A 17,871-nucleotide genomic window follows, 5' to 3' on the forward strand; every position below is an offset into this window, starting at 1 on the left:
CACCCACATCATTCGGGAAGCCGCTGGCGCTGGCGATCGGTGTACAGCTTCATCACGGCCGCCGCCGTCTCCTCGATCGAGCGCCGCGTCACGTCAAGTTGCGCCCAGCTGAATTTGGCGCTCAACCGCCGCGCATGGGCGACTTCGTCGGCAACGGCCTGCCGGTCGATGTAATCATCATTGGAGGAATCGGCGCCCATGCTCAACAGCCGGTTCTGCCGGACCTGAATCAGGCGCTCCGGCGTCGCATGAAGGCTGACGACCAACGGCTTTTTCAGCGTCTCCAATTGGTGCGGCAATGGAATGCCCGGCACCAGCGGCACATTCGCGGTCCGGATGCCGCGGTTGGCAAGATAGATCGAGGTCGGTGTCTTTGAGGTGCGGGATACACCGACCAGGACCACGTCGGCATCTTCGAGGCCTTCGACGTGCTGCCCGTCATCGTGGATCATGGTGTAGTTCAAGGCATCGATCCGCTTGAAATACTCCGCATTCAAAACGTGCTGGGCGCCGACGCGGCCGGTCGTGGCGGCGCCGAGATAGGCCTCGAACAATTGCATCACCGGGCCGATGATGGACAGGCTTGGAATATTGATAGCCTTGCACTTGGCCTCCAGCCGGCCGACCAGATCCTTCTCCAGCAAGGTGAAAAGGACGATGCCAGGCGCCTCCTCGATCTCGTCGAGTACACGGTCGAGCTGCTTCTGGCTGCGCACCAGCGGATAGACATGCTCGACCGCCGACACGTTGGCGTACTGCGCAGCCACCGCGCGCGCCACCGTGATCAGCGTCTCGCCGGTCGAATCGGACACCAGGTGAAGATGAAAATAGTTGCCGGTCGTGGGCACCTGGACCCCTGTGTAACCTGTGAATCTCTGGGGAGCTTAGCCGAGATAATCGGCCCTGGGTCGCGACCTCCGGGATAACCCGTCGTTTTCTTCACAGGGCCGGGCGAGAGGAAAAGTCCGCCAGCCGTCGACGATGATAGTGAGAAGATGTGGACTTGTCTCTTGATAAGCTGACCACGAAAAGTCGCAAGGGATTGAGGCCGATGAGGTTATCTGGAAAGTGTGATGTCTCGACGGGCCATGCGACGGATGTGGACAAGCGGCGCAAAGATGCTGGTTAATTTTGTGTGAGTCCTAATCACCGCTACTTAGACTCAAACCTAAGATTCTAAAATTATAGTTTAGAGAAGCGGGGCATTGAGGATATGTCTCCGTCCCCGACCAACGCAGGCTAGCTTTGCAACGTCGGGATGGTCTGAACGTTCCAGCGACGAGCACAGGGTCGGACGGTTGCAATGTACGAGTGGATCACGATCACGGCGTATCCGTGGATCAAGGCGCTGCATGTGATCGCGGTCATTTCGTGGATGGCCGGCATGCTCTACCTGCCCCGGCTGTTCGTCTACCACGCCGAGGTCGAGGTCGGATCCAGCCAGTCCGAAACCTTCAAGGTGATGGAACGGCGATTGCTGAAGGCGATCATCAATCCCGCCATGATCGTAACCTGGGTAGCGGGGCTTTACCTGGCCTGGGGCGGCCATTGGCTCACCTCCGGCTGGTTTCATGGCAAATTGCTGTTGGTGCTGATCCTGTCAGCCGTGCACGGCTTTTTCTCACGTTGGGTCAGGGAATTTGCCGCCGACCGCAATAGCCGGAGTCAAAAATTCTATCGTGTTATCAACGAGGTTCCGACGGTCCTGATGGTCCTGATCGTGATCCTGGTGATCGTCAAGCCATTCTAGCCGGCGGCTTCGTCAACCATCCGGCGTAGCTCACGCTTGCGAAGCGCCGGACTATTTTCTATATTGAGAAAATCCCACCCCACGCAGGCGGATGTGGTCGCGTTCCGGTCTCTTCGTTGGACCGGCCGTCGCATCAGGTTTGAAGCCTCACCGGCGCTTTCCTCGCTTAGACCTGCGGACCATCCAATTTTCGCGTCCGCTTTCTGCTCGAGCCACCTTGCATCCCCTCCCCACGACACTCCACAGGACCACCCCCATGCGGGAAATGAAACTTCAGGACCTCAAGTCGAAAACGCCGGCCGAGCTGGTCTCGTTCGCCGAGGAGAACGGGGTCGAGAATGCCAGCACCATGCGCAAGCAGGAGCTGATGTTTGCTATTCTCAAGCAGCTCGCGATCCAGGAAATCGACATTATCGGCGAAGGCGTCGTCGAGGTTCTCTCCGACGGCTTCGGTTTTCTTCGCTCGCCTGACGCCAACTACCTGCCCGGCCCGGACGATATCTACGTATCGCCCTCGCAGATCCGCCGCTTCGGCCTTCGTACCGGCGATACCATCGAAGGCCACATTCGCAGTCCGAAGGAAGGCGAACGCTATTTTGCGCTGCTGAAGGTCAACACGCTCAATTTCGAAGATCCGGAAAAGTCCAAGCACAAGGTCAATTTCGACAATCTGACGCCGCTGTTTCCGGATCAGCGGTTCCGCCTCGAACTCGAGGATCCGACGCGAAAAGACCTTTCCGCAAGGGTTATCGATATCGTCGCACCGATTGGCAAGGGCCAGCGCGCGCTGATCGTAGCCCCGCCGCGCACTGGCAAGACGGTGCTGATGCAGAACATCGCGCACTCCATCACCGCCAATCATCCCGAATGCTACCTGATCGTGCTTCTGATCGACGAACGCCCGGAAGAAGTCACCGACATGCAGCGCTCGGTGAAAGGCGAAGTGGTGTCGTCCACATTCGACGAACCGGCGGTGCGCCACGTCCAGGTCGCCGAGATGGTGATCGAGAAAGCCAAACGGCTGGTCGAGCACGGACGCGACGTGGTGATCCTGCTGGACTCGATCACGCGTCTGGGTCGCGCCTACAACACCGTGGTGCCGTCATCGGGCAAGGTGCTGACCGGCGGCGTCGATGCCAACGCGCTGCAACGGCCGAAACGATTCTTCGGCGCGGCGCGCAACATCGAGGAGGGCGGTTCGCTGACGATCATCGCCACCGCGCTGGTCGATACCGGCAGTCGCATGGACGAAGTGATCTTCGAGGAATTCAAGGGTACCGGCAATTCCGAACTGATTCTCGACCGCAAGGTCTCCGACAAGCGGACGTTCCCGGCGATCGACATTTCGCGATCCGGCACCCGCAAAGAGGAGCTGATCACCGATCCGCAGCTCCTGAAGAAAATGTACGTGCTGCGGCGGATCCTCAATCCGATGGGCACGATGGATGCGATCGATTTCCTGCTCGACAAGCTCCGCAGCACCAAGAACAACTCGGAGTTCTTCGATTCGATGAACACCTGAGCCGCGAAGCCAGGGTGGAGGAGGGCGCTTTGCAGCAGCAAGGCGCCTTTCTCACGCTTGGGTCATTCGGACACGGCGTTGCCTGGTTATCCGATAAGATATTGATTATATTTGGTATTATGTGATATCGCGGCTTTCGAACACGAGGCTTCTCGACCTCGCTGTAGCGTAAACCGCTCGATCGGAATTGCGTTGCCTTTACGAGGGCGGCTGCACAAATAGGCGATGCATCCGCGCGACCAGACCATCTTTGCGCTGTCATCCGGCCGGCTCCCCAGTGCGATCGCCCTGGTGCGGGTGTCCGGCCCTCAGGCCGGCAACGTGATCGCGACGCTCGCCGGCAAGGCGCCGGCGCCGCGGCTGGCTACCCGCGCATTGCTGAGGGATGTCGGCCAGCGGCCGATCGACGACGCCGTGGTGTTGTGGTTTCCCGCACCCGCCAGCGCCACCGGCGAGGACGTCGCGGAATTCCACGTCCATGGCGGGCGCGCGGTGCTCGCCGCCTTGTTTGCCGCGCTCGCCGCCTTCGACGATGTTCGTCCGGCGGAGCCCGGGGAATTCACCCGCCGGGCATTTGAGAATGGCAAGCTCGACCTGACCGAAGCCGAGGGTCTCGACGATCTCATTCACGCCGACACCGATCGTCAGCGCCGCCAGGCGCTGCGGCAGTTGAAGGGCTTGCTCGGTGACCGCGCGCGCGACTGGCGGGCGAGGGTGATTGAAGCGTCCGCGCTGATCGAGGCCGGCATCGATTTTTCGGACGAGGGCGACGTGCCGGCGGAGTTGATCGCGCCGGCGCTGACGCGGATCAAGGCGCTGCTGGGCGAAGTCCGGGAAGTGCTGGCTGCGGAGGGGCGAAGCGAGCGGCTCCGCGATGGTGTGGTGGTGGCGATCGCCGGGCCGCCGAATGTCGGGAAATCCACCTTGATGAATCAACTGGCGCGCCGCGAGGTTGCGATCGTGTCGCCGCATGCCGGCACCACGCGCGATGTCATCGAAGCGCAGCTCGATCTCGACGGCTATCCGGTGACCATGATCGACACCGCGGGGATTCGCGAGACGGACGATCCGGTGGAGCAGGAGGGGGTCCGCCGGGCCCGCGCGCGGGCCGCGGATGCCGACCTCGTGCTTTGGCTGACGGATGCATCGCTTGCTGAAGCCCCTCAGGCTGGACCCGCGCCGGTCTGGCTGGTGCGTAACAAGATCGATCTGGACGGGGGGGCAGGTCGGCCATTGGCCGAGGCGTCAGGGCGACGCGCGTTTCTGGTTTCCGCCAGCCATGGCGACGGACTGCCGGACCTGGTCGCGGCCCTGGTTGGGTTTGCGCAAACCTATTTCGGCGGCAGCGAGGGCGGCGCGATCGGCCGGGCGCGGCATCGAAAAATCCTGGAGGAGGTGGCCGCGTCACTGGCGCGAAGCGTCGAGGTCGCCGCGGATGGTGAGGAACTTGCGGCGGAAGAGTTGCGCGCGGCGGCCCGCTCGCTCGGCCGGCTGCTGGGAAGGGTGGATGTCGAGGATGTCCTTGATGTCATTTTTGGTCAGTTCTGCGTAGGTAAGTGAGCCTTACCGATTGGAACTGTTTCACGTGAAACGCTCGAGCTAGGGTGTTTCACGTGAAACGCCGCGTTTCACCAAACTTCCGCTTTCGGCGCTGCTAACTCGACGCTAGAAGGGGCGTCATGATCTCCCGAGCAGACAGCTTCGACGTCATCGTCATCGGCGGCGGCCACGCCGGCTGCGAGGCCGCTAGCGCTTCGGCTCGGATGGGGGCAAGGACGGCCCTGGTGACCCATCGTTTCGCGACGGTCGGAGCGATGTCCTGCAATCCCGCGATCGGAGGTCTGGGCAAGGGTCATCTCGTCCGCGAAGTCGATGCACTCGATGGCTTGATGGGCCGGGTGGCCGACGCCGGCGGAATCCAGTTTCGGATGTTGAACCGCCGCAAGGGTCCGGCGGTTCGGGGACCGCGCGCCCAGGCCGATCGCAAGCTCTACGCGACGGCCATGCAGGCGGCGATCCGGCATACCGCCAATCTCAGCGTGGTCGAAGGCGAGGCGGAGGACCTGATCGTTTCGGACGGCCGGGTTATCGGCATCCGTCTGGGCGAGGACCGGGAGCTTTCGGCCGGTGCCGTGGTCGTTACGACCGGCACGTTCCTGAGAGGCCTCATCCATCTCGGCGAAAAGAGCTGGCCGGCGGGCCGCGTCGGCGAGGCGCCGGCGACGGGGCTTTCGATCTCGTTCGAGCGCGCCGGCTTTAAGCTTGGACGCTTGAAGACCGGCACACCGCCGCGGCTGGACGGCGCGACCATCGATTGGCCCGCGGTTGAGATGCAGCCCGGTGACGATCCCCCCGAACCGTTCTCGGTCATGACCGACCGGATCACGACGCCGCAGATTCAGTGCGGCATCACCCGGACGACGACCGCCACCCATGACGTGATCCGGGCCAATGTGCATCGATCGCCGATGTATTCCGGCCAGATCCAGAGCAGCGGCCCGCGCTATTGTCCGTCGATCGAGGACAAGATCGTCCGCTTCGGCGACCGCGACGGCCACCAGATTTTTCTAGAACCGGAAGGGCTCGACGACTCCACCGTCTATCCCAACGGCATTTCGACATCGCTGCCGGAGGAGGTCCAGCTCGCGATGCTCGCGACCATTCCAGGTCTTGAGCGGGTGCGGATGGTCCGGCCAGGCTATGCCATCGAGTACGATCATATAGACCCCCGCGAACTGGAGCCGACCCTGCAAACCCGGCGGCTGCGGGGCTTGTTCCTGGCCGGGCAGATCAACGGCACCACCGGCTATGAGGAGGCCGCGGCCCAGGGGATTGTCGCGGGCCTGAACGCGGCACTGACGGCCGGCGGCGGCGATGCTGTCGTGTTCGACCGCGCGGATGGATATCTCGGCGTGATGATCGACGATCTCGTGACCCGCGGGATCACCGAACCGTATCGGATGTTCACCTCGCGGGCTGAGTACCGCTTGACCTTGCGGGCCGACAACGCCGATCAGCGGTTGACGGACAAGGGGATTGCTTTGGGTTGCGTAGGGCAGGCGCGCTCGCGACGACATCACGACAAGATGGCGGCGCTCGATGCGGCCAAGGCTTTGGCGAAGTCGCTGGCGATCACCCCCAATGAAGCAGGTCGGCATGGCCTCACACTCAACCGGGACGGCCAGCGGCGCTCGGCCTTCGAGCTGTTGGCCTATCCCGAGATGGAATGGAAAACCTTGCGCGGCATCTGGCCGGAGCTCTCCGCCATTGAACCATCGATCGCTACCCACCTTGAGATCGACGCCAAATACGATGTCTATCTCAAGCGTCAGACCGCGGATGTCGACGCCTTCCGGCGTGACGAAGGTTTGGTCCTGACCGACATCGATTACGCCGATGTGCCGGGACTTTCCAACGAGGCGCGCGCCAGGCTCGAGGCGGCGCGGCCGCGAACAGTGGGGCAGGCGGGTCGTCTGGACGGGTTGACGCCGGCGGCACTTGGAATCCTCGCGGCCTATCTGCGACGCGAAGCGCGGCGGAAAGTAGCGACCGCTTGAAATCGTTTCACGTGAAACGCTGGGGCGCATGATGGCAGGTGCGGCTACATTGGGTGCGTCACCGATCCTCGCCTCGGACAAGGCGGCAGCTTTGGCGCTGACGCCTGTTTCACATGAAACGGAAGCGAGGCTGGAGCGCTATGTCGATCTCCTGCTGACATGGCAGGCGAAGACGAACCTCGTGTCGCCCTCGACGCTTCCAACTCTCTGGACCCGGCATATCGCCGATTCGTTGCAGCTCTTGCGCCTGGCTCCGACGGCGAAGATCTGGGTTGATCTGGGGAGCGGCGGGGGTTTTCCAGGCGTGGTGCTGGCTTGCGCATTGGCGGACAGGCCGGGCGCTCAAATCCATCTGATCGAGCGCAACGCCAAGAAAGCGGCCTTTCTGCGGGAAGCGGTCCGCATTACTTCCGCCGCGGCGCGCGTGCATTTGGCCGACATCCGGGATATTGTGGAAAGAATCGAAGCGCCCGCAGATTGCGTCACTGCACGAGCCTTGGCTCCGTTACATCAGCTGATCGGTTTCGCCGAACCCTTGGTTCGAAAGGGAGCAAAGGCGTTGTTTCCAAAGGGTCAAGATGTAGAGTCCGAATTGACCGAAGCTACCAGATATTGGAATATCGAATCGCGACTCCACTCCAGCCTGACGGGCGGAAACGGCTGGATCGTCGAACTCGACCGAATCGAGCGGCGCACTCTCCCCGCATTGGCGAATGGCGATCGGGTATGACTGAATTAGATGAGCTATATCAAGCGGATAGGGAGAAAACCCCACCGCCCCATCCGCGTATCCTGTCGCTCGCCAACCAGAAGGGCGGCGTCGGCAAGACCACTACCGCGATAAATCTGGGTACCGCGCTCGCCGCGATCGGGGAGCGGGTCCTGATCGTCGATCTCGACCCGCAGGGCAATGCCTCGACCGGTCTTGGCATTGATCGCCGCACCCGCAACTGCTCGACCTACGACGTTCTGATCGGTGAAGCCCCGCTGCGCGAGGCGGTGGTGCCCACCGCGGTGCCGCGGCTGCATATCGCTTCGTCGACCATGGATCTGTCGGGTCTCGAACTCGAACTCGGAACCACGCCGGGCCGCGCGTTCCGCCTGCGCGATGCGATCGCGGCGCTGAACAATAATGCGACGCCGGAGACCGAATACACCTATGTGCTGATCGATTGCCCGCCGTCGCTCAACCTTCTGACCGTCAACGCGATGGCCGCATCGGACGCGATCCTGGTGCCGCTGCAGTGTGAGTTCTTCGCGCTCGAGGGCCTGTCGCAATTGCTGCAGACGGTGGAGCAGGTGCGCTCGACACTCAACCCGAACCTGTCGATTCACGGCATCGTGCTGACCATGTTCGACTCGCGCAACAATCTGTCCAACCAGGTTGTCGCCGACGTACGTCAGTTCATGGGCGGCAAGGTCTACAACACCATGATCCCGCGCAACGTGCGCATCTCCGAGGCGCCGTCCTACGGCAAGCCGGTGCTGGTCTATGATCTCAAATGCGTCGGCAGCGAAGCCTATCTCAAGCTCGCGACCGAAGTGATCCAGCGCGAGCGCGAGCTGAGGACGCATTAGTGTACGCGACGTCATTCCGGACAATCCGCGCGAGCGGATTGATCCGGAATCTCGATGTGGCGAAGCTGCTCTGACTTCGAGATTCCGGGTTCGCGTCTTACGACGCGCCCCGGAATGACGGCAAAATCATCAACCGAATTCTGTTTCCGGAGTAGCTGAGTGAATCCGAGGGAGTTAGCGTCGATGGCCGATGAGGCGCGTTCGCGACTGGGCCGAGGCCTGGCAAGTTTGATCGGGGATGTCGGCGGCGAGGCCGCGCATGTCGACCGGCCGCGCAACCAGCGCAAGGTGCCGATCGAATTTCTAAGACCAAATCCGCGCAACCCGCGCCAGACCTTTGCCGATGCCGAACTCGGCGAGCTCGCCAGTTCCGTCAAGCAGCACGGCGTGATCCAGCCGATCGTCGTGCGGCCGGTGAAAGGCGCCCAGGACCGCTACGAGATCATCGCCGGCGAGCGCCGCTGGCGCGCCGCGCAGCTTGCGGGGCTACATGAAGTGCCGATCGTCCCGGTCGATGTCGGCGATTCTGCCGCGCTTGAGATCATGATTATCGAGAACGTGCAGCGCGAGGATCTCAACGCCATGGAGGAGGCGCAGGGCTATCACGCCCTGGCCAACGAGTTCAAACGCAGCCAGGAAGAGATCGCAAAAGACGTCGGCAAGAGCCGCAGCCATGTCGCCAACATGATGCGGCTGACCAAATTGCCGGTGGAGGTGCAGGCCTATATCGCCAAGGGCGAATTGTCCGCCGGCCACGCCCGTGCGCTGATCGGCGTCCCCGACCCGCTGGCTGCGGCAAAGCGCATCGTCGCCGAGGGTCTCAACGTGCGCCAGACCGAGGCGCTGGCCCATGAAGAAGGTGTGCCGGAGCGCAAGCCGCACAAGGCGCGCGGCGGCGGCAAGTCCAAGGATGCCGACACCGTTGCGCTGGAAAAACGCGTCAGCGACGCGCTCGGCCTTTCGGTCACCGTCAGCCACCGCGAGCCGGGCGGCACCGTCCAGATCGCCTACCGCAACCTTGAACAGCTCGACGAGGTCATTCGAAGGCTGATGAAGGTAAGGTGACGGGGGCGTCCCTACTTTGCATGGGGTTGTTTTCACGATTTTGTTTTCGACCCGCTGGGCGAAGCGCGTGACATAGCCGGAGCCGCTGGCCGGGACGTTCCGGTTGCGTGCAATTTTCACGGCATATTCTTCTGAGAGCACCCGATAAAAGATAGGTTGTTCGGGAAGCCTGGCCGGGCATCCTCACCCCCGCCGCTTCGCGTTCGCCGCGATCGATAGCAGCGTGCGTTGCGCGATCGGCGAGGCCAGCGCAGCCTGTTTGCGCATGTCGAGCGCCGCGGTCGCGAGCTGCTCGATGATTCCGGCCAGCCGCGCCGCACTGAAGTTGCGCAGCGCGATTTCGACAGCGCTCTTGCGCGAGAAATGCAGGCGCGGATATCCGCTCTCCAGCAAGGTTGAGACCGGCGTGCCGTCGGCGACGGCGAGCGCCGATTTGTGCAGCCAGGCCGCCTGGCGCTGCGCGGCGGAGATGATCACGCCGGGGTAGGTACCGGCGATCATGGCCTTGGCGAATTCGGATTCGACCAGTCCCGGCTTGCCGGCGAACGCGCCGTCGACGATCGGATCGACCTTGAGTTCGGAGGCGTCGGCGACCACGGCCATCACGTCGTCGAGCGTGACCTCGCGCGCGCCGTGGGCGTAGAGCGCGAGCTTCCTCAATTCATTGCGCGAAGCCTGGCGGTCGCCGCCCAGCAACGACGTCAGCACCGCGCGGGCGTCGGCGGCGATGCTCAGATTTGAAACCCGCAGCTCGGCATCGATCAATCCCGCGAGTTGTCTGGCGTCGTCGGCGTAGCAGGCAATCGCAACCGCGGTCTTGGCGCGTTCGCAAGCCTTGCGCAGCGGCGATTCCGGCCGCAGTTCGCCGGCCTCGATCACGACACGGCAATCCTTCAGCGCGGAGTCCGCTAGCGTATCGACGCCGCTGGCAAAACTGCGCGCGCCTGCGCGGACGCGGATGGCGCGGCGGCCGCCGAACATTGGTATGGTCATGGCCTCATCGACCAGCCGCGAGGGTTCGGCCGACAGTTCGTCGCCATCCAGCCGCACCAGCGAAAACGGATCGTTGGGATCGTCCACCGCGGAGGCGATCAGCGCGTCGGCGCGCTCGCGCACCAGGCCGGCATCGGGGCCGTATAGCAGGATGATGGGTCGGCCGGGATCAGGCCGGGCGAGAAACGCGTCGATATCTTTTCCGCGGAGTGCGACCACGGGCGGTCAGGTGCCGGCGACGAAGAACGAAGCCAGCCGGGTCTGGATGTTTTCCGCGATTTCCTGGGCGGCGCGATCCTCGGCGTCGCGGAAGGCGCGGGCGCGGGCGAAGCGCTGCAACTGACCGGGAATGTCGTAGGACACGCGGGAGAAGGTCGAGCCTGTCATCACCGACTTGTTGGTGGCAAGGTCGATCAGATTGTACTGGGCGTCGATGCCGTAATTCTCGCTTGACGGCAGCGCGGTGTTCGGGTCGAGGATCAGCGAAGAGCGGGTATTGCTGAACCGCAGCACCAGCCGATGGGTCGGCGGCATGCCGGTGGCATTGCCGTAGAGCTTGAATGCCAGCGCGTTGCGAATCTCCACCTGGATCCGGGCTTCCCGCGATGCGTTGGGCTTGTCCACCGGCGGGATTTCCACGCCCATCAGCTTTTCGCGCAAGCCGGGCCTGCCGTCGGCGCGCTCGGCGTACATCGGCTGGAAGCAGCCGGCCGTGAACGCCGCCAGCGTGGCGACGGCGAGCAGCCGGGCAGCGATCCGGTAGTTAGCCAACGACATTCACGATCCTCATGGGAACCACGATTACCTTGCGGACGGGCTTGCCGCCGAGAGCGACTTTTACCGCATCGAGCGCCAAAACGGCAGCCTCAATTTCCGGATTTTGGGCGTCCCGTGGCACGGTAACATCACCCCGTTTCTTGCCGTTGACCTGGACCACCAGCGTGACGCGGTCTTCAACCAGCAAATCGCGTTCGATTTGCGGCCAACTGGCCTCGGAAATCAACCCTTCCCGTCCCAGAACCACCCAGCACTCCTCGGCCAAATGCGGCATCATCGGCGCGAACAGCTGAACCAGCATGATAGTGGCCTCCCGGACTGACCAGACCAGGTCCGGCGTCGGCTCGCCGTCCCGTCCCAGCACCTCGGCCAGCGCATTGGCCAGCTCGCGGATATGGGCGAGGCAGACGTTGAAATGCAGCCGTTCGATCCCGGAGGACACCTTGTCCAGCGCGCCATGGGCGGCCTTGCGCAAGCCGAGCGCGTCGGCGCCGAAGGTCGCCGGCCGCGCTGCAGGCGCTGACTTCGCCAGTTCGGCGGCTTCGTTCACCAGACGCCACAGCCGCTGCACCAGACGCGAGGCGCCCTGTACGCGTTCGTCGCTCCAGATCACATCGCGATCGGGCGGGGAGTCCGAGAGCATGAACCAGCGGGCGACGTCGGCGCCGTAGGTCGCGATGATGTCGTCGGGGTCGACGGTGTTCTTCTTCGACTTCGACATCTTCTCGATCGCGCCGATCGTGACCGCTTCGCCGCTGTCGAGCAGCGTGGCACGTCGATCGCTTCCGATCGCCTCAACCTTCACCTCGGCCGGCGTGACGTAGAACCCATCGGCCTTCTGGTAGGTCTCATGCACCACCATGCCCTGGGTGAACATGCCGGCGAACGGTTCGTCCATCCCGATATGGCCGGTCGCCCTCATCGCGCGGGTGAAGAAGCGGCTGTACAGCAGATGCAGGATCGCGTGCTCGACGCCGCCGATATATTGGTCGACCGGCATCATGCGGTTGGCGACCGCAGGCGTGGTCGGGGTCTTCTCGTTCCAGGGATCGGTAAAGCGCGCAAAATACCAGGACGAATCCACGAAGGTATCCATGGTGTCGGTTTCGCGCTGCGCCCTGCCTCCGCAATTGGGGCAGGCGACGTGCTTCCAGGTCGGATGATGGTCGAGCGCGTTGCCGGGCTTGTCGAAGGTCACGTCCTCCGGCAGGACAACCGGCAGATCGCTGTCGGGCACCGGCACGACGTCGCATTTCGGGCAGTGGATGACAGGGATCGGGCAGCCCCAGTAGCGCTGGCGTGAAATGCCCCAGTCGCGCAGGCGGAAGTTCACCTGTCGCTCGGCGATCGGCGCATTTCCGCGGACCTCGGTTTCCAGCCGCTTCGCCACTTCTTCCTTCGCCTGCTCGATGGTCATGCCATCGAGGAAGCGGGAATTGATCATGCGGCCGTCGCCGTCAAAGGCTGCATCGGTAATGACGAAGCCGTTCGGATCGGCGTCCGGCGGGCAGACCACCGGGATATTGCCCAGATTGTATTTGTTGACGAAATCGAGGTCGCGCTGGTCATGCGCCGGGCAGCCGAAGATGGCGCCGGTGCCGTATTCCATCAGCACGAAGTTGGCGACATAGACCGGCAGTTTCCAGCTCGGGTCGAACGGATGGACGGCCTTGATACCGGTGTCAAACCCCTGCTTCTCGGCGGTGTCGATGATTTCCTGCGCGGTGCCGATGCGCTTCACCTCCGCGATGAATTCGGCGAGCTTCGGATTCTTTGCCGCCGCGGCCTGCGCCAGCGGATGATCGGCCGCGATCGCCATGAATTTTGCGCCGAACAGCGTGTCGGGCCGTGTCGTGAAAATCTTCAGCTCGGTTTCGCCGGATGGCGTCGTCGCCGGATCGAGCGCGAAGCGCAGCAGCAGGCCTTCGGAGCGGCCGATCCAGTTGCGCTGCATCAGCCGGACCTTGTCGGGCCAGCGGTCCAGACCGTCCAACGCGTCCAGCAGTTCCTGCGCGTATTTCGTGATCTTGAAGACCCACTGGTTCATCTCGCGCTGCTCGACGACGGCGCCCGATCGCCAGCCACGGCCGTCGATCACCTGCTCGTTGGCGAGCACGGTCATGTCGACCGGGTCCCAGTTGATCTTGCGCTTTTCGCGTTCGGCCAGGCCAGCACGCAGGAAGTCGAGGAACATCTTCTGCTGATGCTTGTAGTAGCTGGGGTCGCAGGTGGCGAATTCGCGCGACCAGTCCAGCGACAGCCCGATCGACCGCAGCTGCTTCTTCATCGCGGCGATGTTGTCGTAGGTCCAGGCCTTGGGCGCGACCTTGCGCTCAATCGCGGCGTTTTCGGCCGGCAGTCCGAAGGCGTCCCAGCCCATCGGGTGCAGCACGTTAAAGCCCTTGGCCCGCATGAAGCGCGCCAGCACGTCGCCCAGCGTGTAGTTGCGGACATGCCCGATATGGATGCGCCCCGACGGATACGGGAACATCTCGAGCACGTAGTATTTCGGCCGGGGATCGTCGTTCTTCGAGGCGAAGATCGCCTTGTCGTCCCACCGGCGCTGCCAGCGCGGCTCGGATTCACGGGCGTTGTAACGTTCGGAGGTCATGGAATCGCGCGGGCTTTTTTGGCTTCGGGGTCTGCGTCGGGGACGGCGGACTAGGCCACAGAAGCGGCAGCGGGGTCAACGGCTTGGGAGGCGGGCAGGGCTTGGCTGTGGCGGCGGCCCGGAGGTGGGCTTCGAATCACCCGGTGATCGCGACGCCGGTGTCGTCCACCCGCCGGACAAAGCCATGTTCCACAACGGTATTGCGACCGCGGCGCTTGGCGGCATAGAGCGCGGCGTCAGCCGCCTCGGTCAGGTCGCCGGGCCGCTGAGCTTCGTTCGGAACCGTCGCGGCGACGCCGACGCTCACGGTGACGGTCTCGTGGCTGGAGGCAGTATGGGGCAGCCCGATGCCCTGAATTTCGGCACGGAACCTCTCGCCGATCTCCAACGCCTCTAGCGCTCCGGTGTTCGGCAACAGCAGGCAGAACTCCTCGCCGCCATAGCGGCCGGCAAAGCCCAGGGTGGCGTTGGCAACGCCCGCCAGCGCCTCGCCTAGCCGGGTGAGGCAAGCGTCGCCTTCCGGGTGGCCGTAGGTGTCATTGTAGAGCTTGAAGTGGTCGACATCGATCATCAACAGCGACAGCTCGCTGCCGGATTGCTGCGCCTTCGCCCATTCGAAGTCGAGGCGGCTCTGGAAGCCGCGCCGGTTGGCTAGTCCCGAGAGCATATCGATGGAGGCCATGACGGTCAGGCGGTTGTTGGTGGCGACCAGTTCGCGCTCGCGCTGGCTGAGTTGGGCCGCCATCGCATTAAAGGCGCGGGCGAGCGGCATGAATTCCGAAGGCAGATCACTTCCGGCGACGCGGGCCGAGGAGTCGCCCGCGCCAAATCGCCTGGCTGCACCGGTCATGAGCTTGATCGGCTCGATGATGAGTTTTTCCGCGCCGATCAGCGCGCCGATCAGAACGAACAGGCAGACCAGTCCCAGTTCCAGATAGGCGGTCCGGATTTCGCCATTGATCGCCTCGGTGACCGTGGCTTCGTCGATGCTGACGATCAGCCGTGATTGCGTCCCGGATATGCGCGCGAAACTGACCGTCCGCCTGGAACCGTCGGCGTACGTAAAGGGAATCGAGCCTTTCTCCGAGTTGGAACTCAGCGCCTTGTAGGCGATGGCCGTCAGCAGCGGTACGTTGCCGAATGGCCAGCCGATCAGGTCGGCCTGGTCCGGTGGCGCGGCCAGCACCACGCCGGCGCGATCGATCAGCAGCGCGGAGATTCCTGGCCGTCCGCCCAGATTGGCCATGATTTTCGACAGCCAGTCCAGATTGATGCCGGCAACCACCACCGAATCCTCGTCCGGATTGATCGCCGCCACCGGGTAGGCCGCCATCAGCGTTGGACGGTTGTTGGACACGGAGAACTGGTAATCGCTGAAAACGAAGTCGCCGGTTTCTTGCGCCTTGATGAAATAATCGCTGGCGCCGAAGTTCATCCCGACTATATCGTTCTGCGTCGAACACTGCACCGTGCCTTCCTTGCTGGCGATCATGATGCTCAGAATCCACGGCAGGCTTGTGGGCAGGCTGGCGCGCAGGATTTCGCAGCTGCGGCCGACACCGCTGGAAGCGCGGATATAGGCCGCCGACCTCAGCATCGTTTCGACCGAGGAGATCACCTCGCGCTGGGTATCGGCGCTTTGCCGGGTGGTGTTGGCGTACTCTTCCGCGGCCAGCGCGATCTGTTTGGCGCGGGTGGCTTCCAGCGAACGGGCGCGCTCGAACATCAAGGGCGCCACCAGGATCAACGCCAGCAGCGCAAGCCGCGCCCGGATGCCCAGAAGCTTCTTGAGTTTGAGTCGATTGCGGTTGAAAGTGACGCTCGGCATCCGTGCTACCTTCCCGCTTCGAAAGGTAAAGCGAAGGTTTCAAGAAGCCTTTCCCCAACTTGGTATAATTCGACACAATATTTATCTTGGAATGCGCGCCCCGCAGCCGACATGAAACCAGAGATGACGACGTCGTTGACCGAGCTTTCACCAAGCGGCCTTGCGGCTGTCGAGCAGGAGATCGCGCGGGCATGCAGGCAAGCCCGGCGTGATCGCGGCTCTGTGACGCTGATCGCGGTCTCGAAGACGTTCGACGCTGCGGCCATTGTGCCCGTCATCGGTGCCGGACAGCGCGTATTCGGCGAGAATCGCGTGCAGGAAGCCAAGGCCAAATGGCCGGAACTGATTTCGGCGTACCCTGGGATCGCGTTGCACCTGATCGGGCCGCTGCAATCCAACAAGGCCAGGGAGGCGGTGGCGCTGTTCGACGCCGTGCACTCGGTCGACCGCCCGAGTATTTGCGAAGCGTTAGCCAAGGAAATCAATTCGCAGAAAAAGTGGCCGGAATTGTTCGTTCAGCTCAACACCGGCGAGGAGCCGCAGAAGGCCGGCGTCCCGCCGGCGGAAGCGGACGCGTTCATCGCGGCCTGCCGCGAGAGATATGGCCTGGCGATTTCCGGCCTGATGTGCATCCCGCCGGTCGACGAGGCGCCGGCGCCGCATTTCGCGCTGACAGCCAAGATTGCGGCGCGCAACGGTCTGGAGAAACTGTCGATGGGGATGAGCGCCGATTTCGCCATCGCGATCCAATTGGGCGCCACACATGTCCGCGTGGGCTCGGCGATCTTCGGCAAGCGCTAAGATCTCATGCGAAGCCGACCGACACTTTTCCAATCGCGCCGAAATCGGCGGTGAGAAAATCGCCGGACTGGATCGGCAATGGTGCGTGGCAGGTGCCGGTGGTGACGATTTGGCCGGCTTTCAGCGTCACGCCGAGCTGACGCAATTCGTTGACGAGCCAGGTCAGCGCGATCCGGGGGTCGCCGAGCACGTTCTTGCCGTGACCGAGGAACTGGCGGTCGCGCAGCGTGATGACCGGCCTTTCCTCGACGAGATCGCGGGTGCGCCAATCCGCGGCGGTGGGCGGCCCAAGGACGAACCGATGGGCGCAGGCGTTATCGGCAATGATCTGTGCGGCGCCGGCGCTGACGAAATCCTCATACCGCGAATCCGGGATCTCGATCGCGGGGTGCAGCGTGTCGACCGCGTCAAGCACCTGCGGAACTGCGTAGGGCGTGGCGCGCGGCGGCAGGTCCACGCGCATCCGAAAGGCGAATTCCGGCTCGGCGACGCGCATTGCGTTGCCCGCCATCGATGCCGTGCCACCGTCGGGGACCAAGGTCTCGGCCAGGATGCGTCCAGCCATCGGGCCATCGACATTGATATGCTTTTGCCCGGCCTCGCTGGTGGCCGCGATCTTCCAGCCGAACAGGCTTTCCGACGAGTATCCTTCAATCCTGGCCTGGATCGCGTAGGCTTCCGCTCGGTCGTGCGGTCGTAGCGTCGAGTCGAGGCCGGCCAGTTTGGTTCCCGCGCGCCAGTGGTCGTGCAGGATTCGTGAGGCGGCTTCGATCACGTTGTTGTCCAGCATTGCTCTACCTCCCGGTCAGCCGATCATGATTTTTGTCCGCGGGCTCAACCGCCGCAGCAACCGTAGCATGGCGGATTTGGTCATTGATACGCAGCCTGCCGTCGGCGAGAAGTCGTTGCGGGCCAAGTGCAGGAACACGGCGCTGCCGCGGCCGGCGATCCGCGGCGCGGCGTTATGGTCGAGCTCGACGACAAAATCGTAGAGATGATCCTCCCGCATCAGCCGGTCTCCCGCCTGGTCGCGGACCAGGCGGATCGGCTGATTGTAGTGGCGGTCCCGCGGATCCTCGCACCAGGCGTCTTCGGGTCGGATCGGTCGGATCGGCAGAAAGGTGCGCGGCATGGCGTGGCGGTCGGCGCGCCACCACAGCCGCAAAGGATGGAAGGTGCCCCTCGGAGTTCCGCCATCGCCTTCGCGCTTGTTGGCGAGGATGCCGCCGCGACCAAGTGCCACCGGTACCGACCAGCCATCGGCCGTCAGCCAGCCTCGGCGCGGATCGCCGGCGGCGGCCCGAACTCTGATGGCGGAGAGCGTCATATCCAGGGCGGCTGTCGCATAAACGGTTGAAAAGTGGTTGCTTTCCATGTCCTCGCCAAAAT

15 protein-coding genes and 1 pseudogene are annotated in these 17,871 nt (G+C 63.3%); 8 read left to right on the top strand and 8 right to left on the bottom strand.

Annotated elements, in window-relative coordinates:
- Window positions 1-8 precede the first annotated feature (8 nt).
- A complete protein-coding gene (locus tag Q0D31_RS06690; protein WP_291847301.1) occupies window positions 9-848 on the bottom strand; it encodes a pyruvate, water dikinase regulatory protein in 840 nt (279 codons plus the stop codon).
- A gap of 455 nt (window positions 849-1,303) precedes the next feature.
- On the opposite strand from Q0D31_RS06690, the gene hemJ reads away from it, so the two are divergent.
- The 7 genes from hemJ to Q0D31_RS06725 all read left to right on the top strand — a co-directional run bounded on the left by hemJ (window position 1,304) and on the right by Q0D31_RS06725 (window position 9,472).
- Window positions 1,304-1,750 (top strand): protoporphyrinogen oxidase HemJ, encoded by a 447-nt coding sequence (gene hemJ / locus Q0D31_RS06695; RefSeq protein ID WP_291847304.1) that lies wholly within the window; start codon window positions 1,304-1,306, stop codon window positions 1,748-1,750.
- 256 nt (window positions 1,751-2,006) lie between these two features.
- Window positions 2,007-3,272 (top strand): transcription termination factor Rho, encoded by a 1,266-nt coding sequence (gene rho, locus Q0D31_RS06700; protein ID WP_291847307.1) that lies wholly within the window; start codon window positions 2,007-2,009, stop codon window positions 3,270-3,272.
- A 225-nt stretch (window positions 3,273-3,497) separates the two neighbouring features.
- Window positions 3,498-4,832, top strand: a complete 1,335-nt coding sequence (mnmE, locus tag Q0D31_RS06705) for a tRNA uridine-5-carboxymethylaminomethyl(34) synthesis GTPase MnmE (RefSeq protein ID WP_291847312.1) — start codon at window positions 3,498-3,500, stop codon at window positions 4,830-4,832.
- Between the two features lie 119 nt (window positions 4,833-4,951).
- Complete coding sequence (gene mnmG, locus Q0D31_RS06710; protein WP_291847315.1) at window positions 4,952-6,829, top strand: tRNA uridine-5-carboxymethylaminomethyl(34) synthesis enzyme MnmG; 1,878 nt, start codon at window positions 4,952-4,954, stop codon at window positions 6,827-6,829.
- A gap of 31 nt (window positions 6,830-6,860) precedes the next feature.
- Window positions 6,861-7,559 (top strand): 16S rRNA (guanine(527)-N(7))-methyltransferase RsmG, encoded by a 699-nt coding sequence (rsmG, locus tag Q0D31_RS06715; RefSeq protein ID WP_291848140.1) that lies wholly within the window; start codon window positions 6,861-6,863, stop codon window positions 7,557-7,559.
- Window positions 7,556-8,407 carry a ParA family protein gene (locus tag Q0D31_RS06720; RefSeq protein WP_291847318.1) on the top strand — a complete coding sequence of 284 codons (852 nt, stop codon included), beginning with the start codon at window positions 7,556-7,558 and terminating at the stop codon, window positions 8,405-8,407. Before rsmG ends, Q0D31_RS06720 begins: the two co-directional genes overlap by 4 nt.
- Before the next feature lie 183 nt (window positions 8,408-8,590).
- Window positions 8,591-9,472: a ParB/RepB/Spo0J family partition protein gene (locus tag Q0D31_RS06725; RefSeq protein WP_291847322.1), complete on the top strand. Its 882-nt coding sequence runs from the start codon at window positions 8,591-8,593 to the stop codon at window positions 9,470-9,472.
- Between the two features lie 60 nt (window positions 9,473-9,532).
- Here Q0D31_RS06725 and Q0D31_RS06730 read toward each other — a convergent pair.
- From Q0D31_RS06730 to Q0D31_RS06750, 5 genes and pseudogenes are all read right to left on the bottom strand, one after another.
- A pseudogene (locus Q0D31_RS06730) lies at window positions 9,533-9,625 on the bottom strand (ADP-ribosylation/crystallin J1); the annotation flags it as partial.
- A gap of 30 nt (window positions 9,626-9,655) precedes the next feature.
- The gene (holA, locus tag Q0D31_RS06735; protein WP_291847325.1) at window positions 9,656-10,684 is read right to left on the bottom strand and encodes a DNA polymerase III subunit delta; all 1,029 of its coding nucleotides are present in this window, start codon (window positions 10,682-10,684) and stop codon (window positions 9,656-9,658) included.
- A gap of 6 nt (window positions 10,685-10,690) precedes the next feature.
- Window positions 10,691-11,242: an LPS assembly lipoprotein LptE gene (gene lptE, locus Q0D31_RS06740; RefSeq protein ID WP_291847329.1), complete on the bottom strand. Its 552-nt coding sequence runs from the start codon at window positions 11,240-11,242 to the stop codon at window positions 10,691-10,693.
- Window positions 11,229-13,853, bottom strand: a complete 2,625-nt coding sequence (gene leuS / locus Q0D31_RS06745; protein WP_291847332.1) for a leucine--tRNA ligase — start codon at window positions 13,851-13,853, stop codon at window positions 11,229-11,231. Before leuS ends, lptE begins: the two co-directional genes overlap by 14 nt.
- A gap of 136 nt (window positions 13,854-13,989) precedes the next feature.
- A complete protein-coding gene (locus tag Q0D31_RS06750) occupies window positions 13,990-15,681 on the bottom strand; it encodes a diguanylate cyclase (RefSeq protein ID WP_291847335.1) in 1,692 nt (563 codons plus the stop codon).
- A gap of 123 nt (window positions 15,682-15,804) precedes the next feature.
- On the opposite strand from Q0D31_RS06750, the gene Q0D31_RS06755 reads away from it, so the two are divergent.
- Window positions 15,805-16,482 (top strand): YggS family pyridoxal phosphate-dependent enzyme, encoded by a 678-nt coding sequence (locus Q0D31_RS06755; RefSeq protein WP_291847338.1) that lies wholly within the window; start codon window positions 15,805-15,807, stop codon window positions 16,480-16,482.
- Between the two features lie 4 nt (window positions 16,483-16,486).
- On the opposite strand, the gene Q0D31_RS06760 is transcribed toward Q0D31_RS06755, so the two are convergent.
- Together Q0D31_RS06760 and Q0D31_RS06765 are read right to left on the bottom strand one after the other, a co-directional pair.
- Window positions 16,487-17,272 carry a hydratase gene (locus Q0D31_RS06760; RefSeq protein WP_291847340.1) on the bottom strand — a complete coding sequence of 262 codons (786 nt, stop codon included), beginning with the start codon at window positions 17,270-17,272 and terminating at the stop codon, window positions 16,487-16,489.
- Between the two features lie 15 nt (window positions 17,273-17,287).
- On the bottom strand, window positions 17,288-17,857 hold the full coding sequence (locus Q0D31_RS06765; RefSeq protein ID WP_291847342.1) for a L,D-transpeptidase family protein: 570 nt from the start codon (window positions 17,855-17,857) through the stop codon (window positions 17,288-17,290).
- Window positions 17,858-17,871 lie beyond the last annotated feature (14 nt).

The sequence above is a fragment of the Bradyrhizobium sp. genome, assembly GCF_022844465.1.
In the GTDB taxonomy this organism is placed as follows: Bacteria; Pseudomonadota; Alphaproteobacteria; order Rhizobiales; family Xanthobacteraceae; genus Bradyrhizobium.

Bases quoted from the DNA above. Each gene is read 5' to 3' on its own strand.
- hemJ (WP_291847304.1), top strand. From the start codon at position 1,304: ATGTACGAGTGGATCACGATCACGGCGTATCCGTGGATCAAGGCGCTG.
- rho (WP_291847307.1), top strand. From the start codon at position 2,007: ATGCGGGAAATGAAACTTCAGGACCTCAAGTCGAAAACGCCGGCCGAG.
- mnmE (WP_291847312.1), top strand. From the start codon at position 3,498: ATGCATCCGCGCGACCAGACCATCTTTGCGCTGTCATCCGGCCGGCTC.
- mnmG (WP_291847315.1), top strand. From the start codon at position 4,952: ATGATCTCCCGAGCAGACAGCTTCGACGTCATCGTCATCGGCGGCGGC.
- rsmG (WP_291848140.1), top strand. From the start codon at position 6,861: ATGGCAGGTGCGGCTACATTGGGTGCGTCACCGATCCTCGCCTCGGAC.
- Q0D31_RS06720 (WP_291847318.1), top strand. From the start codon at position 7,556: ATGACTGAATTAGATGAGCTATATCAAGCGGATAGGGAGAAAACCCCA.
- Q0D31_RS06725 (WP_291847322.1), top strand. From the start codon at position 8,591: ATGGCCGATGAGGCGCGTTCGCGACTGGGCCGAGGCCTGGCAAGTTTG.
- lptE (WP_291847329.1), bottom strand. From the start codon at position 11,242: ATGTCGTTGGCTAACTACCGGATCGCTGCCCGGCTGCTCGCCGTCGCC.
- leuS (WP_291847332.1), bottom strand. From the start codon at position 13,853: ATGACCTCCGAACGTTACAACGCCCGTGAATCCGAGCCGCGCTGGCAG.
- Q0D31_RS06750 (WP_291847335.1), bottom strand. From the start codon at position 15,681: ATGCCGAGCGTCACTTTCAACCGCAATCGACTCAAACTCAAGAAGCTT.
- Q0D31_RS06755 (WP_291847338.1), top strand. From the start codon at position 15,805: ATGACGACGTCGTTGACCGAGCTTTCACCAAGCGGCCTTGCGGCTGTC.
- Q0D31_RS06760 (WP_291847340.1), bottom strand. From the start codon at position 17,272: ATGCTGGACAACAACGTGATCGAAGCCGCCTCACGAATCCTGCACGAC.
- Q0D31_RS06765 (WP_291847342.1), bottom strand. From the start codon at position 17,857: ATGGAAAGCAACCACTTTTCAACCGTTTATGCGACAGCCGCCCTGGAT.